General features: G+C 65.9%; 13 protein-coding genes. 4 read left to right on the forward strand and 9 right to left on the reverse strand.

What is annotated here, in order from left to right; genetic code table 11:
• Window positions 1-30: 30 nt before the first annotated feature.
• The 5 genes from J3489_RS34280 to J3489_RS34300 all read right to left on the reverse strand — a co-directional run bounded on the left by J3489_RS34280 (window position 31) and on the right by J3489_RS34300 (window position 4,141).
• Entirely contained in the window at window positions 31-789 is a 759-nt protein-coding gene (locus tag J3489_RS34280; protein ID WP_207005260.1) for a flagellar basal body rod protein FlgF, read from the reverse strand.
• A 26-nt stretch (window positions 790-815) separates the two neighbouring features.
• Window positions 816-2,339, reverse strand: coding sequence for a flagellar hook protein FlgE (locus J3489_RS34285; protein WP_207005261.1), 1,524 nt, complete (start codon window positions 2,337-2,339; stop codon window positions 816-818).
• 42 nt (window positions 2,340-2,381) lie between these two features.
• Complete coding sequence (locus J3489_RS34290; RefSeq protein ID WP_207005262.1) at window positions 2,382-3,101, reverse strand: flagellar hook assembly protein FlgD; 720 nt, start codon at window positions 3,099-3,101, stop codon at window positions 2,382-2,384.
• Window positions 3,102-3,114: 13 nt separating this feature from the next.
• Window positions 3,115-3,540, reverse strand: coding sequence for a flagellar basal body rod protein FlgC (gene flgC, locus J3489_RS34295; protein WP_207005263.1), 426 nt, complete (start codon window positions 3,538-3,540; stop codon window positions 3,115-3,117).
• Window positions 3,541-3,643: 103 nt separating this feature from the next.
• Window positions 3,644-4,141, reverse strand: a complete 498-nt coding sequence (locus J3489_RS34300) for a flagellar basal body protein (protein WP_207005264.1) — start codon at window positions 4,139-4,141, stop codon at window positions 3,644-3,646.
• 236 nt (window positions 4,142-4,377) lie between these two features.
• Here J3489_RS34300 and flgA point away from each other — a divergent pair, with 236 nt between their 5' ends.
• From flgA to J3489_RS34315, 3 genes are all read left to right on the forward strand, one after another.
• On the forward strand, window positions 4,378-5,775 hold the full coding sequence (flgA, locus tag J3489_RS34305) for a flagellar basal body P-ring formation chaperone FlgA (RefSeq protein WP_242540541.1): 1,398 nt from the start codon (window positions 4,378-4,380) through the stop codon (window positions 5,773-5,775).
• Window positions 5,776-5,886: 111 nt separating this feature from the next.
• Window positions 5,887-6,234 carry a flagellar biosynthesis anti-sigma factor FlgM gene (gene flgM / locus J3489_RS34310; protein WP_207005265.1) on the forward strand — a complete coding sequence of 116 codons (348 nt, stop codon included), beginning with the start codon at window positions 5,887-5,889 and terminating at the stop codon, window positions 6,232-6,234.
• Between the two features lie 288 nt (window positions 6,235-6,522).
• Window positions 6,523-6,957 carry a flagella synthesis protein FlgN gene (locus J3489_RS34315; RefSeq protein ID WP_207005266.1) on the forward strand — a complete coding sequence of 145 codons (435 nt, stop codon included), beginning with the start codon at window positions 6,523-6,525 and terminating at the stop codon, window positions 6,955-6,957.
• Between the two features lie 139 nt (window positions 6,958-7,096).
• On the opposite strand, the gene J3489_RS34320 is transcribed toward J3489_RS34315, so the two are convergent.
• The 3 genes from J3489_RS34320 to flhF all read right to left on the reverse strand — a co-directional run bounded on the left by J3489_RS34320 (window position 7,097) and on the right by flhF (window position 10,710).
• Window positions 7,097-7,828 carry an RNA polymerase sigma factor FliA gene (locus tag J3489_RS34320; RefSeq protein WP_207005267.1) on the reverse strand — a complete coding sequence of 244 codons (732 nt, stop codon included), beginning with the start codon at window positions 7,826-7,828 and terminating at the stop codon, window positions 7,097-7,099.
• Window positions 7,829-7,910: 82 nt separating this feature from the next.
• Complete coding sequence (locus J3489_RS34325; protein WP_207005268.1) at window positions 7,911-8,777, reverse strand: MinD/ParA family ATP-binding protein; 867 nt, start codon at window positions 8,775-8,777, stop codon at window positions 7,911-7,913.
• Complete coding sequence (gene flhF / locus J3489_RS34330) at window positions 8,770-10,710, reverse strand: flagellar biosynthesis GTPase FlhF (RefSeq protein ID WP_207005269.1); 1,941 nt, start codon at window positions 10,708-10,710, stop codon at window positions 8,770-8,772. Before flhF ends, J3489_RS34325 begins: the two co-directional genes overlap by 8 nt.
• 944 nt (window positions 10,711-11,654) lie before the next feature.
• Between flhF and J3489_RS34335 the strand changes: the two genes are divergently transcribed.
• On the forward strand, window positions 11,655-12,122 hold the full coding sequence (locus J3489_RS34335) for a nucleotide triphosphate diphosphatase NUDT15 (RefSeq protein ID WP_207005270.1): 468 nt from the start codon (window positions 11,655-11,657) through the stop codon (window positions 12,120-12,122).
• A 44-nt stretch (window positions 12,123-12,166) separates the two neighbouring features.
• Here the strand turns inward: J3489_RS34335 and J3489_RS34340 are convergent.
• Window positions 12,167-12,464 (reverse strand): FHIPEP family type III secretion protein (locus J3489_RS34340; protein WP_207005271.1); only part of this gene is annotated, 298 nt, incomplete at its 5' end.

Below are 12,464 nucleotides of genomic sequence, written 5' to 3' on the forward strand. Positions count from 1 at the left end.
GAAACGCTAGCGTGCGGCCGGCGGCCGCAATCAAGTGAACGTCAGCAACTGGTTCGCGGATTGGTCGTTCTGATCGGCGTTCTGCAGCAGCTTCGTTTGCATCTGGAACTGCCGCGCGTTGGTGATCATCGACACCATCGCCGCCACCGGATTCACGTTGCTGCCTTCGAGCGATTCGGGCGCGAGCGCGACGGCCGGGTCCACGTCGGCGGGGTTGCCGTCGGCGGTGTGGAAGAGGCCGTCGTCGCCGCGCACGAGCGTGGCCGGATCGGGGTTCACGAGCTTCAGCTGATCGACCACCGCGATCGCTTGCGGCGGATTGCCCGGCACCAGCGCCGACACCGTGCCGTCCTTGCCGATCGTGATGTCCGAGCCCGGCGGCACCGAAACCGGCCCGCTGCTGCCGACCACCGGCAGGTCGGTCGCGCTCAGCAACTGGCCGTTCGGGTCGACGTGGAGGTTGCCCGCACGCGTGTAGGCCTCGTTGCCGTCAGGCGTCTGCACGGTCAGCCAGCCCGGGCCCTGCACGGCGACGTCGAGCGGGTTGCCGGTCTGCGAAATCGGGCCGGGCGTGTAGTCGGCGCCCGGCGTGGCGGACAGCACGAACGTGCGCGTCGTGTCGTCGTTGACCGTGGTGCCGTCGCCGAACGAAAGCGGCGCCGAGCGGAAGTTCGCGAGCTGCGCGCGAAAGCCGGTGGTCGACGTGTTCGCCAGGTTGTTGGCGACGACGTCCTGCTGCGCGAGCGCCTGGCTCGCGCCCGTCATTGCGGTGTAGATCAATCGGTCCATGACTCGCCCGTTCTTTGCAGTCGCGCTTACAGGTTGATCAGCGTCTGGTCGACGGTCTGCTGCGTCTTGATCGTCTGCGCGTTCGCCTGATAGTTGCGCTGCGCGGTGATCAGGTCGACGAGCTCGTTGGTCAGGTTGACGTTCGACTCCTCCACCGCGCCGCCTTGCAGCGTGCCGTGGTTGGTGCTGCCCGGCGTCGAAACCTGCGCGACACCCGACTCGGCGGTCTGCTGAAACTCGTTATTGCCGAGGTTGACGAGACCGTTCGGGTTGTTGAAGTTCGCGAGCACGACCTGGCCGAGCGCGGCGGTCTGGCCGTTCGAATAGCTCCCGGTCAGCGTTCCGTCGGTACCGATCGAGAAGTTCGTCAGCTGGCCCGCGGCAAAGCCGTTTTGCACGAGATTGTTCGTGCCGTTCGGGTTGCCGAACTGCGTCGTGCCGGTCAGGTTCAGCATGAGCGTCTGCGGCGTGCCCGCCCCGTCGGTGTTCGGAATCGTGAAGCTCAAGGTGTCCGGCGAAGCCGGCGGGCCAAAGGTGGGCGGCGGCCCGAATCCGGTGAGCTGCTGGACGCTCGCGAGCTGCCCCGAGTTGGAGAAGGTTGCCGTGCCGACCTGCTGCGCGGCACCCGTGGACGGACCGGCGAACACGTTCCAATTGCCGGCGCTCGTCTTCGCGAAGTACATGTTGACCGTCTGCGACCCGCCAAGCGAGTCATATACCGGAACCGATTGCGAAAAGTTGTAGGTCGACGCGCTGTTCTGGTTGAACGCAATCGGGTTGGGCTTGACCGTCACCGTATCGCCGATCGCCGCCACGCCGGTCAGCGTGACCGTCTGGCCGTTGCCGAGCGTGATGGCCTGGCCCGCGGTGTAGTTCCCGGCGCCGTTATTGGCGGGATTGGTGGCGTCGGTGATGGTGTACGCGGTGGGACTGGTAAACGTGATCGTGTAGTTGTCGGCATTCGAGCCCGCCGCGGCGTTCGTGATCGCCGCGCCGCTGCTTACCAGCCCCGCCGAGGTCACGGTCACGGTCGGCGTGGTGAGCATCAGGTTGCCTTGGGCGTTCAGGTTGAACTGGCCGGTGATGCTCGTCGTCGCGGATGGTGCGATGTTGGTGGTGGGCACCGTGAGCGGCACTGTCTGAGCCGTGTTCACCACGCCGTTCGCATTGGCCGCGTAGCCCATCAACTGCAGCCCTTCCGCATTGACGATCTGGCCGCTGTTGTTCAGCTGGAATACGCCGTTGCGCGAATAGACGACCGAACCGTTGTTCGACATCTGGAAGAAGCCGTTGCCGTTGATCGCGACGTCGAGCGCCTGCCCGGTCTGGTTGATCGTGCCCTGCGCGAATTGCTGCTGCACTTCGGCGAGCTGCGCGCCGATGCCTATCTGATTGTTGACTGACGTCGCGATCGAGTTCGCGTACACGTCGGCGAAGACGGCGGTGCCGCTCTTGAAGCCGATCGTGTTCGCGTTGGCGATGTTGTTGCCGATCACGTCCAGATCGTTGGATGCGGCCGCGAGGCCGCTCAATCCTTGCTGGTAACCCATTGCGGTCTCCGGTTTAGGGAAGGCTGAATTGGCTTCGGTTCGTCACAGGATCGCGGCGACCGACGAGAGGTTGACGGTGTTGCCGTTCGACAGCACGACGTTCGGGCTGCCGCTCGATTGCGGCACGACGCCTGCGATCGTGGCCCCCGTGAGCGTCGCCGGCGTGGCCGACGAGCCGTTGATCGTCGCGGTCGCGGAAATCGTGTAGACGCCGTTCGGCAGCGTGTTGCCCGACGCGTCGACCGGCGTCCATTCGACCGGCACCGTGCCCGCCGCTTGCTTGCCGAGATTGATCGTGTTGACGATCTGCCCCCCCGAATTCATCACGTTGATCTGCACGTTCGTCGCCGCGCCCGTGAGCGTCACGCCGATCGGCGTCGCCGCGCCGCTCGAGACGCTCACCGCGTTTCCGGGCGCGAGCACGGTCGCGCCGATCAGGCTTGCGGACTGCGTCTGCTGTTGCGCCGTCAGTTGCGACGCGAGCGACGTCAGCGTCGTGTTCAACTGGCTGATGCCCGACACCGTGTTGATCTCGGCAAGCTGCGACGTCATTTGCGAGCTGTCCATCGGGTTGGTCGGGTCCTGGTTCTGCAACTGGGTCACGAGCAGTTGGAGAAACGTGCTCTGCAGGCTCGACGCCGACGTCGAGTTGGACGACGAGTTCGCGCTCGCGCTCGAAGAGCTGCCCGTCGTGCCGTTCACCGTGCTGATCAGGTTCTGCAGGACGGAGTTGGCGCTGCCGATAGTCGTATTGGTCGTCACGGGTCTTCTCTCCTCAGCTGCCGATCGTGAGTGTTTTCAGCATCAGGTTCTTGGCGGTGTTCAGCGTCTCGACGTTGGCCTGGTACGAGCGCGACGCCGAGATCATGTTCACCATTTCCTGCACCGGGTCGACGTTCGGCAACGTCACGTAGCCGTCCGAATTCGCCGCCGGGTTGCTCGGGTCGTAGGTGGTCTTCATCGGCGTCGGGTCGTCGATCACCCCGGTCACCCGCACGCCGCCCACCTGCTGGCCGGAGGCCGTGCGCGAGCCGCCGAGCGGATCCACGGCGAACACGACTTGCTTCGCCTTGTAGGGCTTGCCGTCGGGGCCGGTCGTGCTGTCCGCGTTGGCGAGATTCGATGCGGTGACGTTCAGTCGCTCCGACTGCGCGGACATCGCCGAGCCCGCGACGTCGAAAATGTTCATCAAAGATGGCATGGCTTTCGTTGACCTCTCTCTAAACCCCGTTGCGTGCGGTGGTGAGTTGCGTTTGGCGTTCGTGCCGCCGGTCGGATAGCTCGTGTCATGCGGTCTGCGCCGCTCAGCCGCCCGACGTGATCGCCGCGAGCATCGTCTTGATGTCGCCCGACACGGCCGTCATCTGCGATTCGTAATGCAATGAGTTGTCGGCGAACTGCACACGCTCGGTGTCGAGGTCGACGGTGTTGCCGTCGAGCGCGGGCTGCACCGGATTCCGGTAGGCGAGCTGGCCGTAGCTGTCGGCCGGGCCGCCGGTCGGAATCATCCTGGTGTTGCCTGCCATGTGGCCGGCCTGCGTCGTCGTCATCGACATGCCGCTCGTCACGCCCGCGGGCTGCGCGAGCGCGAGCGGCTGCGCGTTGCTCGCCCCCATGCCCGTGGCGCCGGCCGCGCCGCTTTGCTTGAGCGCGGTCGTAAGCGCCGACGAGAAATCGACGTCGCGCGCCTTGTAGCCGGGCGTGTCCGCGTTGGCGATGTTCGACGACAGCAATTCCTGCCGATAGGCGCGCACGTCGAGCGACTGGCGGCCAAAGGCGAATTCGGCATCGAGTTTGTCCATCGGGCGTTTCTCCGTCGAAAGCAAGCGCAAGCGTTTTGCAGGAACCCGGCCGGTGCGCGCCGCAAAGACGGGGGCGCCGGCGCGGAAGGCCTTTTTACATGGACTGCATCTTAGGAGGGCAACGCAAGAAGCAATCGGACGAATAGCCAGGGAAGCGCCCCTCTATTCAACGTTTGCGTGAGAGGCGCGATCTCTAGAATGCGAGGCGTACCGATGTATTCCGATGGAGATTCGCGATGTCCCGGCCCGCTTCCTATGTCATGCGCCGTGTTCGCGCCGAAGGCGCGGGCATGGGGCGTGTGCGGGCGGCGGCGTGGCCCCGGCTTCGGCGCTGGGCGCTCGTGAGCGCGTGCGCCGCAGGATGCGTCGCCTCTCCCGCGCTGGTTCGCGCGCAGACGGCCAGCAGCGGCCCGATCGTGATTCCCGGGCCCGGCGAAACGAATCCGGCCGCGGCGCTCGCGATGGCGCAAAGCGCCGGCATGCAGAACGCGGCGCCGGCCATGCCGGCGATTGCCGCCGCGGCGCCCGTCACGCGCAGCGCCTCCCGTGAAGACGAGTTTGCGAAGGCCGCCGCGGCGAGCGGCGCGATTGTCATTCCCGGTCCCGGCGAACGCGCCGCCGCCGTTGCGGCTCTGGGCGCGCCCGCGATCACCGCGATCGACAACCGTGCGATGCCGCTCGCGAACGCCGACGTCAATCCGCGTCAGGTGATTCCGGTCGTGGTGGCCTCGGCGCCGCAGATTTCGCGTCAAAGCGGCCAGGCCGTCGCGATGAACACGCCCGCCGGCGCGCCGATCGATCCGCTTTCCGCGCGCGGAGAACCGCCTGAGTTCGCGTCCGCCGCGAACCCGCGCGGCGTGCGCCCCGTCAACGCCGCCAACGTGGCGCCGGCTTCGCTGCCGCAAGCGGCACAGCCGGTTGCGAGCGCTGCCGCCGCGCGCGCTGCGGTCCAGCCACCCGTGCGCGCCGTGCAGACTGCCGCAGTACCGGCCGCCGCGGCCGCCCCCGCCGGCCAGCAAGACGGCGAATCGATCCGCCAGGCGGCGCTCGCGTTCCTGCAGCAGCAGGCGCAAGGGCTGCCCGGCAAGGTCGGCATCACCGTCAATGAAGTGTTCCCGCGCGGCCTCGCCGCCTGCACGTCGCTCACGCCGTTCATGCCGGCGGGCTCGCGCATGTGGGGCCGCACCACCGTCGGCGTGCGCTGCGTCGGCGACCATCCGTGGACGCTCTACCTGCAAGCGCGCGTGTCGGTGCAAGCCGCCTACTACGTCGCGGCACGTTCGCTCGCGCCCGGCGACGTGCTGTCGGCCGCCGACCTCGTCGTGCGCGACGGCGACCTGACCGCCCTGCCGCTGGCCGTCATCATCGACCCGTCGCAAGCCGTCGGCTCGACCGCGCTCATGCGCGTGTCGGAGGGCATGCCGCTACGCCAGGACATGATCCGGAGCGCATCAGCGGTGACGATCGGGCAGACGGTACGGATCGTCGCGAAAGGACAGGGATTTTCGATTTCGTCGGAAGGCAGCGCGATGAACAACGCGTCGCCCGGACAGACGGTGCGGGTGAAGACGGCGGCGGGCCAGATCATCCAGGGCGTCGTGAAGGACGGCGGAACGGTCGAGATCCAGCTGTGAGCGGGGGCCGGATCGCCGGAGCGCCGGCCGGTGAAAAAGGGAATCGACGATCGCGCTAAAGTTTGATTAGGGTGTGCCGTTATTACACTCAAATCATTCGGGAAGCCAATCGTGAAAATCGATTCCACCACCAATTCGAGCCTGCCGACGGTGAAGGACGGCGCGCAGCGCACGCAGCAGGCCGACACTGCCGCGGCTGCGGCACCGAGCGCCTCGAAGGCGCCGGCGCAAGGCGCGGGCGGCTTTGCCGGCAATTCGAACGTGAGCTTGTCAGGGCTGTCGTCGTCGTTGCGCAGCCTGGCGGCATCCGGCGCGGCCGATATCGACGCCGGCGAAGTCGAGTCGATCAAGCAGGCCATCCAGAACGGCACGCTGACGATCGACACGAGCAAGATTGCGGACGGCGTGCTGGAAACGGCGCGCAGCCTATTGCAGAAGAACCCGTCGACCGGCGGCTGAGCCATGCACTGATCGCAGCCGCTGTCGGGCGGCATTCCGGCGCCAGGGTTCGCGTACTGCACGCGAACCCTTTTGTTTTTGTCGACCCGAGTTAGCGCTTTAGCGGTTACTCGGGTCCCATGCACCGCTGTCGACCCGAGTTAGCGCTTTAGCGGTTACTCGGGTCCCATGCACCGCTGTCGACCCGAGTTAGCGCTTTAGCGGTTACTCGGGTCCCATGCACAGCTGTCGACCCGAGTTAGCGCTTTAGCGGTTACTCGGGTCCCGTGAACGCTTTAGCGAGTTGCCATGAAAGATGCCCTGCTTGCCACTGTGATCGACGAATACGCGACGGTCGAGGCGTTCGCCTCGCTGCTCGCCTACGAAGAGAAGGCGCTCGCGGCCGTTTCGCCGCTCGGGACGCTGCCTTCGATCGTCGAAAAGAAAACCGAACTGACCGGACAGCTCGCGGCGCTCGAAAAAGCGCGCGACGCGCAGTTGCGCGACCTGGGGTTTCCGCCGGGCTGGAAGGGCATGGAGCTCGCGGCCGCCGCCGACACGCGCCTCGCCGAGCACTGGCAGCTCTTGCAGGCGGTGGTGCAGCGCGCGCGGCGCGCGAACACCAACAACGGCCTCATGATCCGCGTGCGGATGAACTACAACCAGAGCGCGCTCGCGATCCTGCGCGGGGCGGCGCAGAACGGCGCGGTATACGGACCGGATGGGCGGATGGCGGCCGTTTGAGGAACCACGGCTAGCCGGGACGGGCCGCGCACTTGTCAGTCAGCGCGCGGCGAAGTTGAACGTGTTGGCGCCCTTGGCGAAAACAACGTAGCGGCGCGACTCCAGTCGCACCGCCCATGACCTCCAATGCCTTCGGATCTCAGCCTTCGACGCTCGCCCAGGCCATCTCCCGCAGCCGGGTGCGCAGACGCGCGACCGCCTGGCTGTGCAATTGGCACACGCGCGATTCGCTGACCTCCATCACCGCGCCGATTTCCCGCAGGTTCATGCCGCGCTCGTAGTAAAGCGACATCAGGAGCTTCTCGCGCTCGGGCAAGCGTTCGATCGCCTCGATCAGCGCCGCGCGCAGGCTATCGTCGAGCAGCGCCGACAGCGGGTCGGAGTGGTCGACGCAGTAGCGGTCGAGGAACGGCTCGTCGTCGGACGAGCGGTCGAAGTCCTCGTAGTAGATCAGCTGGCTGCCGTGCAAGTCCTGCAGCATCGCCTGATACGCGTCGAGCGGCATCTTCAGCTGCTCGGCGATTTCCGTCTCGCTTGCCGAGCGGCCGAGCTGCTGCTCCACCTGATGCACCGCGAACTCCACCTCGCGCGACGTCTTGCGCAAGCTGCGCGGCAACCAGTCGTTGCTGCGCAGCTCGTCGAGCATCGCGCCGCGAATGCGCTGGCTCGCGTAGGTCTCGAACTGCGCGCCCTGGTCTTCCTTATAGCGGCCCGCCGCGTCGAGAAGACCGATCATCCCGGCTTGGATCAAATCGTCCAAATCCACGCTCGCCGGCATCTTGGCGACGAGCTGCAAGCCGAGCCGACGCACCAAAGGTGCGTACTGCGTCAGCACGTCCTCCTGGGACATCTTTCCTTGAGCGTTGTACATCGTGCTCTCCTTTCTTCGTCCCTTCGTTGTACAGATGAGCCCCCACGCTCACTGCTTGCTTTGCATGGGACCGGAGTGAGCGCTAAAGCGCCAACTCCGGATCGGCACGCCGCCCTCGAGGGAGCTGAGACCTCCCTTGGGGCGGCCCGGCGTGAGGCCGGGGGGGTGCGCGCATCGGCCAATACAACATCTCGGCGGCGAGGTGCCGGTAATCGCGCGCCGCGGGCGTCGACGGAAACGCGTCCACCACGCAGCGCGACAGTTCGGACGAGCGCTCCATCAGCGGATCGGACGCGACAAAACCGGCATCCGTGATTTGCACCGTCAAGTAGCGCCCCGCGACTTCCGCGAGGTTTTCGAACGCGGTGTGCGCGTCCGCCACGCTCGACACGTGGTTCACGAGCACGCGAAACTGCGCGATCGCGTGCGCGTAGTGCAGCCGCTTCATGCACGCGTACGCCTCGGTGATCGCCTGCGCGGCCACGCGCGTGACGATCAACACGTCGTGCGCCTGCACCGCCAGCGCGGACAGCACCCCGTGCCTGTCGAGCTGCGCGTCGATCAGCACGATGTCGGCTGATCCGTTCAGCACGGCGTCAAGCTCCTCGACGCTGTAGCCTTCGCAGTCCTCGCGCGACGCCGCGAGCACCGCGAAGCCGAGCGGATGGCGCGCCGCCGCCTCCTCGAGCGCCATCTCGCCTTTCATCACCGCACTGAAATTGCCCGCGCCGCACACGCCGCCCAGCACGGCGGACACCGATCGGCCGCCCAGGGATTCGTCGACGACGAGCACATCCTTGCCCTGCGCCGCGAGCGCCGCGGCGAGGTTCACGACGGTCGACGTGCGTCCGACATGGCTCGATCCGCCCGTGACCGCCACCACGCGCGAACCGTTCTTGCACAGCAACCGCCTCAGTCCTTCTGCTTGGTCGACCATGACCTTATCCAAATCGAACCTCATGGAGCTCGGCCGTCGAGCGCGCGGACAGCGCCGACAGCAATGCGGGAATATCGTCGTCGTCCGGCACGAACGGCGAACCGTCGCGCGGAATGCAGAACGCGCTCTTGATCAGGAATTTCTTCGTTGCGACGTACAGGTTCTCCGGCACCTTCTGGCCGGTCGACACGTAGTGCACGGGCAGCTTGTAGCGGATCACCGTGTCGAGCACGCTGCCGAGGTTGGTCGCCTCGTCGAGCTTGGTGAGGATGCAGCCCGCGAGCTCCGGCTGACCCGGCGCGCTCTGATAGGCCTGCACGACTTCGTTGAGCGTGTCGCCGTGGCTCGTCGCGTTCAGGAGCAACAGGCGCTGCACCGGCTGGCCGGCGCCGCACAGCATCGCGATGTGGTCGGAGACCGTGCGGTCGCGCTGGCTCATGCCGATCGTGTCGATCAGCACGATGTGCTTGTTGCGCAGCTCGGCGAGCGCGAGCTGCAGGTCGGCGGTGTCCTTCACCGCGTGCACGGAGACGCCGAGGATCTTGCCGAAGATACGCAGCTGCTCGTGGCCGCCGATCCGGTAGCTGTCGGTGGTCAGGAGCGCGACCTTGCTCGCGCCGAAGCGCATCACGCAACGCGCGGCGAGCTTCGCCGTGGTCGTCGTCTTGCCGACGCCGGTCGGGCCCATCAGCGCGAACACGCCGCCGCGCTCCATCAGCGCGTCTTCGTTTTCCATCACGGGCAGGTTGTTCGCGAGCACCGTGTGGACCCATTCCATGCCCGCTTCCATGCTGTCGACCGCGGGCATCTTGTCGATCATCATCTGCACGAGTTGCGCGGAGAAGCCCGCGGCGAACAGGTGCTTGGTGAGCGCGCCGTGCGCCGGGCTGCGGCGCTGGCGGTCGCCCCACAGCAAGCCCGCGAACTGCTCTTCCATCATGCCGCGCATCGCCGAGAGCTCGGTCATCACCGTCTCGGCGACCATCTGCTCCATGCGCGCGCGGACCGCTTCGGCCATCGCGGTCGTGGCGCTGTCGATTTCGCCCGCCGGCGTGACGACGGCGGACGGCGGCAGCCCCAGGCGCGCCGCGGCGCGGCGCGCGGCCGACTGGGTCGCTTCGCGCGCCCAGTCGGGCTGCTCGGCGGCGGCGAGTTCTTCGGCGGAGAGGACCTTGCCCGGCGCGCCGAGACCCTTCGCGGCTGCGGCGGCGGGCGTCATCGCGTGCGGCTTGAAGACGTGCGCGGCCTGGCTCTGCGCCGCGATGCGGCGGGCGTGATCGATGAGCCACGGGTTCGTTTCGGCCATCGTGCGCGGCGCTTCGGCTGCGCGCGGGCCGACGGGCGGGAGGACCCGGGTCGGCGTGAACGAGGCCGGGCCTGCGGGGGTGTCGAGGCGCGGCGTGATGTCGTCGGTGCGGGCTTCGATGCGTTGTCCGGCGCGCGATTCGCTGCGCCGCTCCAGGCGCGGCAGGTTCTGCGCGCGGTCGCCGCGCGGTTCGAACGAGACGGCCTCTTGCCAGTCGCGGTCGGCGGCGAGGGCGGCGGCGTCCAGCGTGCGTGAGGCGGCGGCGGACGCAGCGACGCCTTGAACGTCAGCGCTGCTCGGCGCGGCGGCTGGCTTGGCGGCGTCCGGCGCAGCGGCGCCTGCGGTGTCGACCCGCACTTCTGGGCTCGCGCCGAACACGGCGGAAAACACATCGGGCATCCCGCTCGCATAGGGATTCGCTTGCGAGAACGAGGGGCGCGCGGCGGACAGCGCGGATGCGGCGGCGGCGCCGGCCTTCGGCGCGATCGACGCCAATTCGCTGTCGGCTAGCGCGACGATCTCCACGTTGCCGTCGTCCATCGTGCGGTTGGACAGCACCACCGCATCGGCGCCCAGGGCCTCGCGTACTAGGCGCAGTGCGTCGCGGCTCGTCGCACCGATGAATTTACGAATGTTCAAGCTAGCCCCCGATGAGGTTGACGACTTTTTTTCTTGCGCTTATCCGGCACTTCGGCGTACGGCGCAGGCGTCTGATTCGGTCCTATCAGGCTGCCGTCGCCCGCCACGCGGCCCTCGATGCGGGCGCGGTGACATGCCGATTTCCACTGACAGCGATTATTCCCGCGGCGGTCAACCGACGATCGGCGGATAAAGGCGGGGAAAGGGGTGTATTTCGAGTGATGGGGGACTTGGGGACCGGGGAGCAGTGCCTTCGGCTTCCTGTAGAAGCGCGGACTCTGACGGCAGACGTCGAGGAATCTCACGCGTCGACGGCTCTCGGCTCGGGTGCCCCCTTGGCAAGCACGACGCCGTCGTGGTGCTAGCAAATGAAAACGCTGGGGGTAGCGCAACATGGTTGCGTTATGGCTCTTGTTCTTGTGAATGTATTCGCTCATCCACCAGGCCCGCGCCGCAAACACCGGGCAATCCGCCCCCGAAGAGCGTGAAGGGCCACATCGTCACCGGCCCAACATACGGCAAGACGGAGATATCAGCTAATACGCCTAGAGCAAATCTGCTACCAACAACATTAATAGGTTTATTTTATTTTTCAATTCATTAGTATAGCGAATCATTTTATTAATATATAGATAGTTCTAATTTTTCATACTCCACTAGCTGCGAATATAAATATGGTGAATTGACTCACGGGTTGGATACACCGGCCTTCCCGGCCGCCCCAGCGACTACTCCGCAGGCTCCGGCGAGTGGATACTCAAGGACTATCCGTCCGACTACTTGTCTCTTTCCGCCCACTTGAAATTAATCTTTGGCGGAATGTCTCAGTTAGATCCGAAGTAGAAATTTAAATCAAACTCCGAGGAAGTCGAATGGCGTACATTCTGTGCCTGCCGCAATGGCGAAACAGTTTTCACGCGAACCAATGTTAGTCGAGGAAAAGCATGAGCAAGGAAGTCAAACCAGTAGTCGGCGTGGGTGCAATTGTCGTGCATCGGAGTGGCGCGGTGCTGCTCGGATATCGACACAAGGTCGGCGAATCTCCGAGCTGGTGCTTACCGGGGGGACACGTTGATCCCGGAGAGTCGTTCGAAGAATCTGCCATTCGCGAGGTGATGGAAGAGGCCGGCATTGAGGCGTTTGACCCCAAGGTCCTTGCGCTTGCGCAACGGCTGGACGGACCATCGCCCGCCATTACAGGTGCAGTCGTAGCGACTCCCGGTCAAGCAGACGTCGAACCGCATGTTCTCGAGCCACATGTGTTTGCATGTTGGCGCTGGTTCAAGCCAGACGAATTACCCACCCCCCTCTTCCCCGCCAGCGCGGCCGTACTCGCAATCTGGCGCAAGGAGACGCTTCCGGAGGGATGGCGCGCATACGTCGTCACGGCGGCAGCCGGGGACTCAAAGTGAGCGTACTGCACGTGTTCGACATGGATGGACAACGGGATTCGAGCCTACCCGCCGATAAGATTCGCCACCTTGATCGTGCGTGTGTCCGGCACTTCCGCATACGACAGCACCTTCAACTGCGGCAAGCTCCGTCGCAGGAACCGCGCAAGCATCGCCCGCAGCGCATGCTGCACGAGCAGCACCGGCGGCAGCCCCACGTTCTGCTGGCGCAGCATCGCCTTCTGCGTCTCGGTAAGCAGCGTATGCGCCAGCCCCGGGTTCGCGCCGGTGGAGAGCGTCTGCGACAGCACGCGCTCGAGCCCCGAGTCGAGGCCCATCACCTGCATGTCGCCATTGCCCGGA

Origin of the sequence: Trinickia mobilis, from assembly GCF_017315705.1 — a bacterium.
GTDB lineage: Bacteria > Pseudomonadota > Gammaproteobacteria > Burkholderiales > Burkholderiaceae > Trinickia_A > Trinickia_A mobilis.

Bases quoted from the DNA above. Each gene is read 5' to 3' on its own strand.
- J3489_RS34280 (WP_207005260.1), bottom strand. From the start codon at position 789: ATGGACCGATTGATCTACACCGCAATGACGGGCGCGAGCCAGGCGCTC.
- J3489_RS34285 (WP_207005261.1), bottom strand. From the start codon at position 2,339: ATGGGTTACCAGCAAGGATTGAGCGGCCTCGCGGCCGCATCCAACGAT.
- flgC (WP_207005263.1), bottom strand. From the start codon at position 3,540: ATGCCATCTTTGATGAACATTTTCGACGTCGCGGGCTCGGCGATGTCC.
- J3489_RS34300 (WP_207005264.1), bottom strand. From the start codon at position 4,141: ATGGACAAACTCGATGCCGAATTCGCCTTTGGCCGCCAGTCGCTCGAC.
- flgA (WP_242540541.1), top strand. From the start codon at position 4,378: ATGTCCCGGCCCGCTTCCTATGTCATGCGCCGTGTTCGCGCCGAAGGC.
- J3489_RS34315 (WP_207005266.1), top strand. From the start codon at position 6,523: ATGAAAGATGCCCTGCTTGCCACTGTGATCGACGAATACGCGACGGTC.
- J3489_RS34320 (WP_207005267.1), bottom strand. From the start codon at position 7,828: ATGTACAACGCTCAAGGAAAGATGTCCCAGGAGGACGTGCTGACGCAG.
- J3489_RS34335 (WP_207005270.1), top strand. From the start codon at position 11,655: ATGAGCAAGGAAGTCAAACCAGTAGTCGGCGTGGGTGCAATTGTCGTG.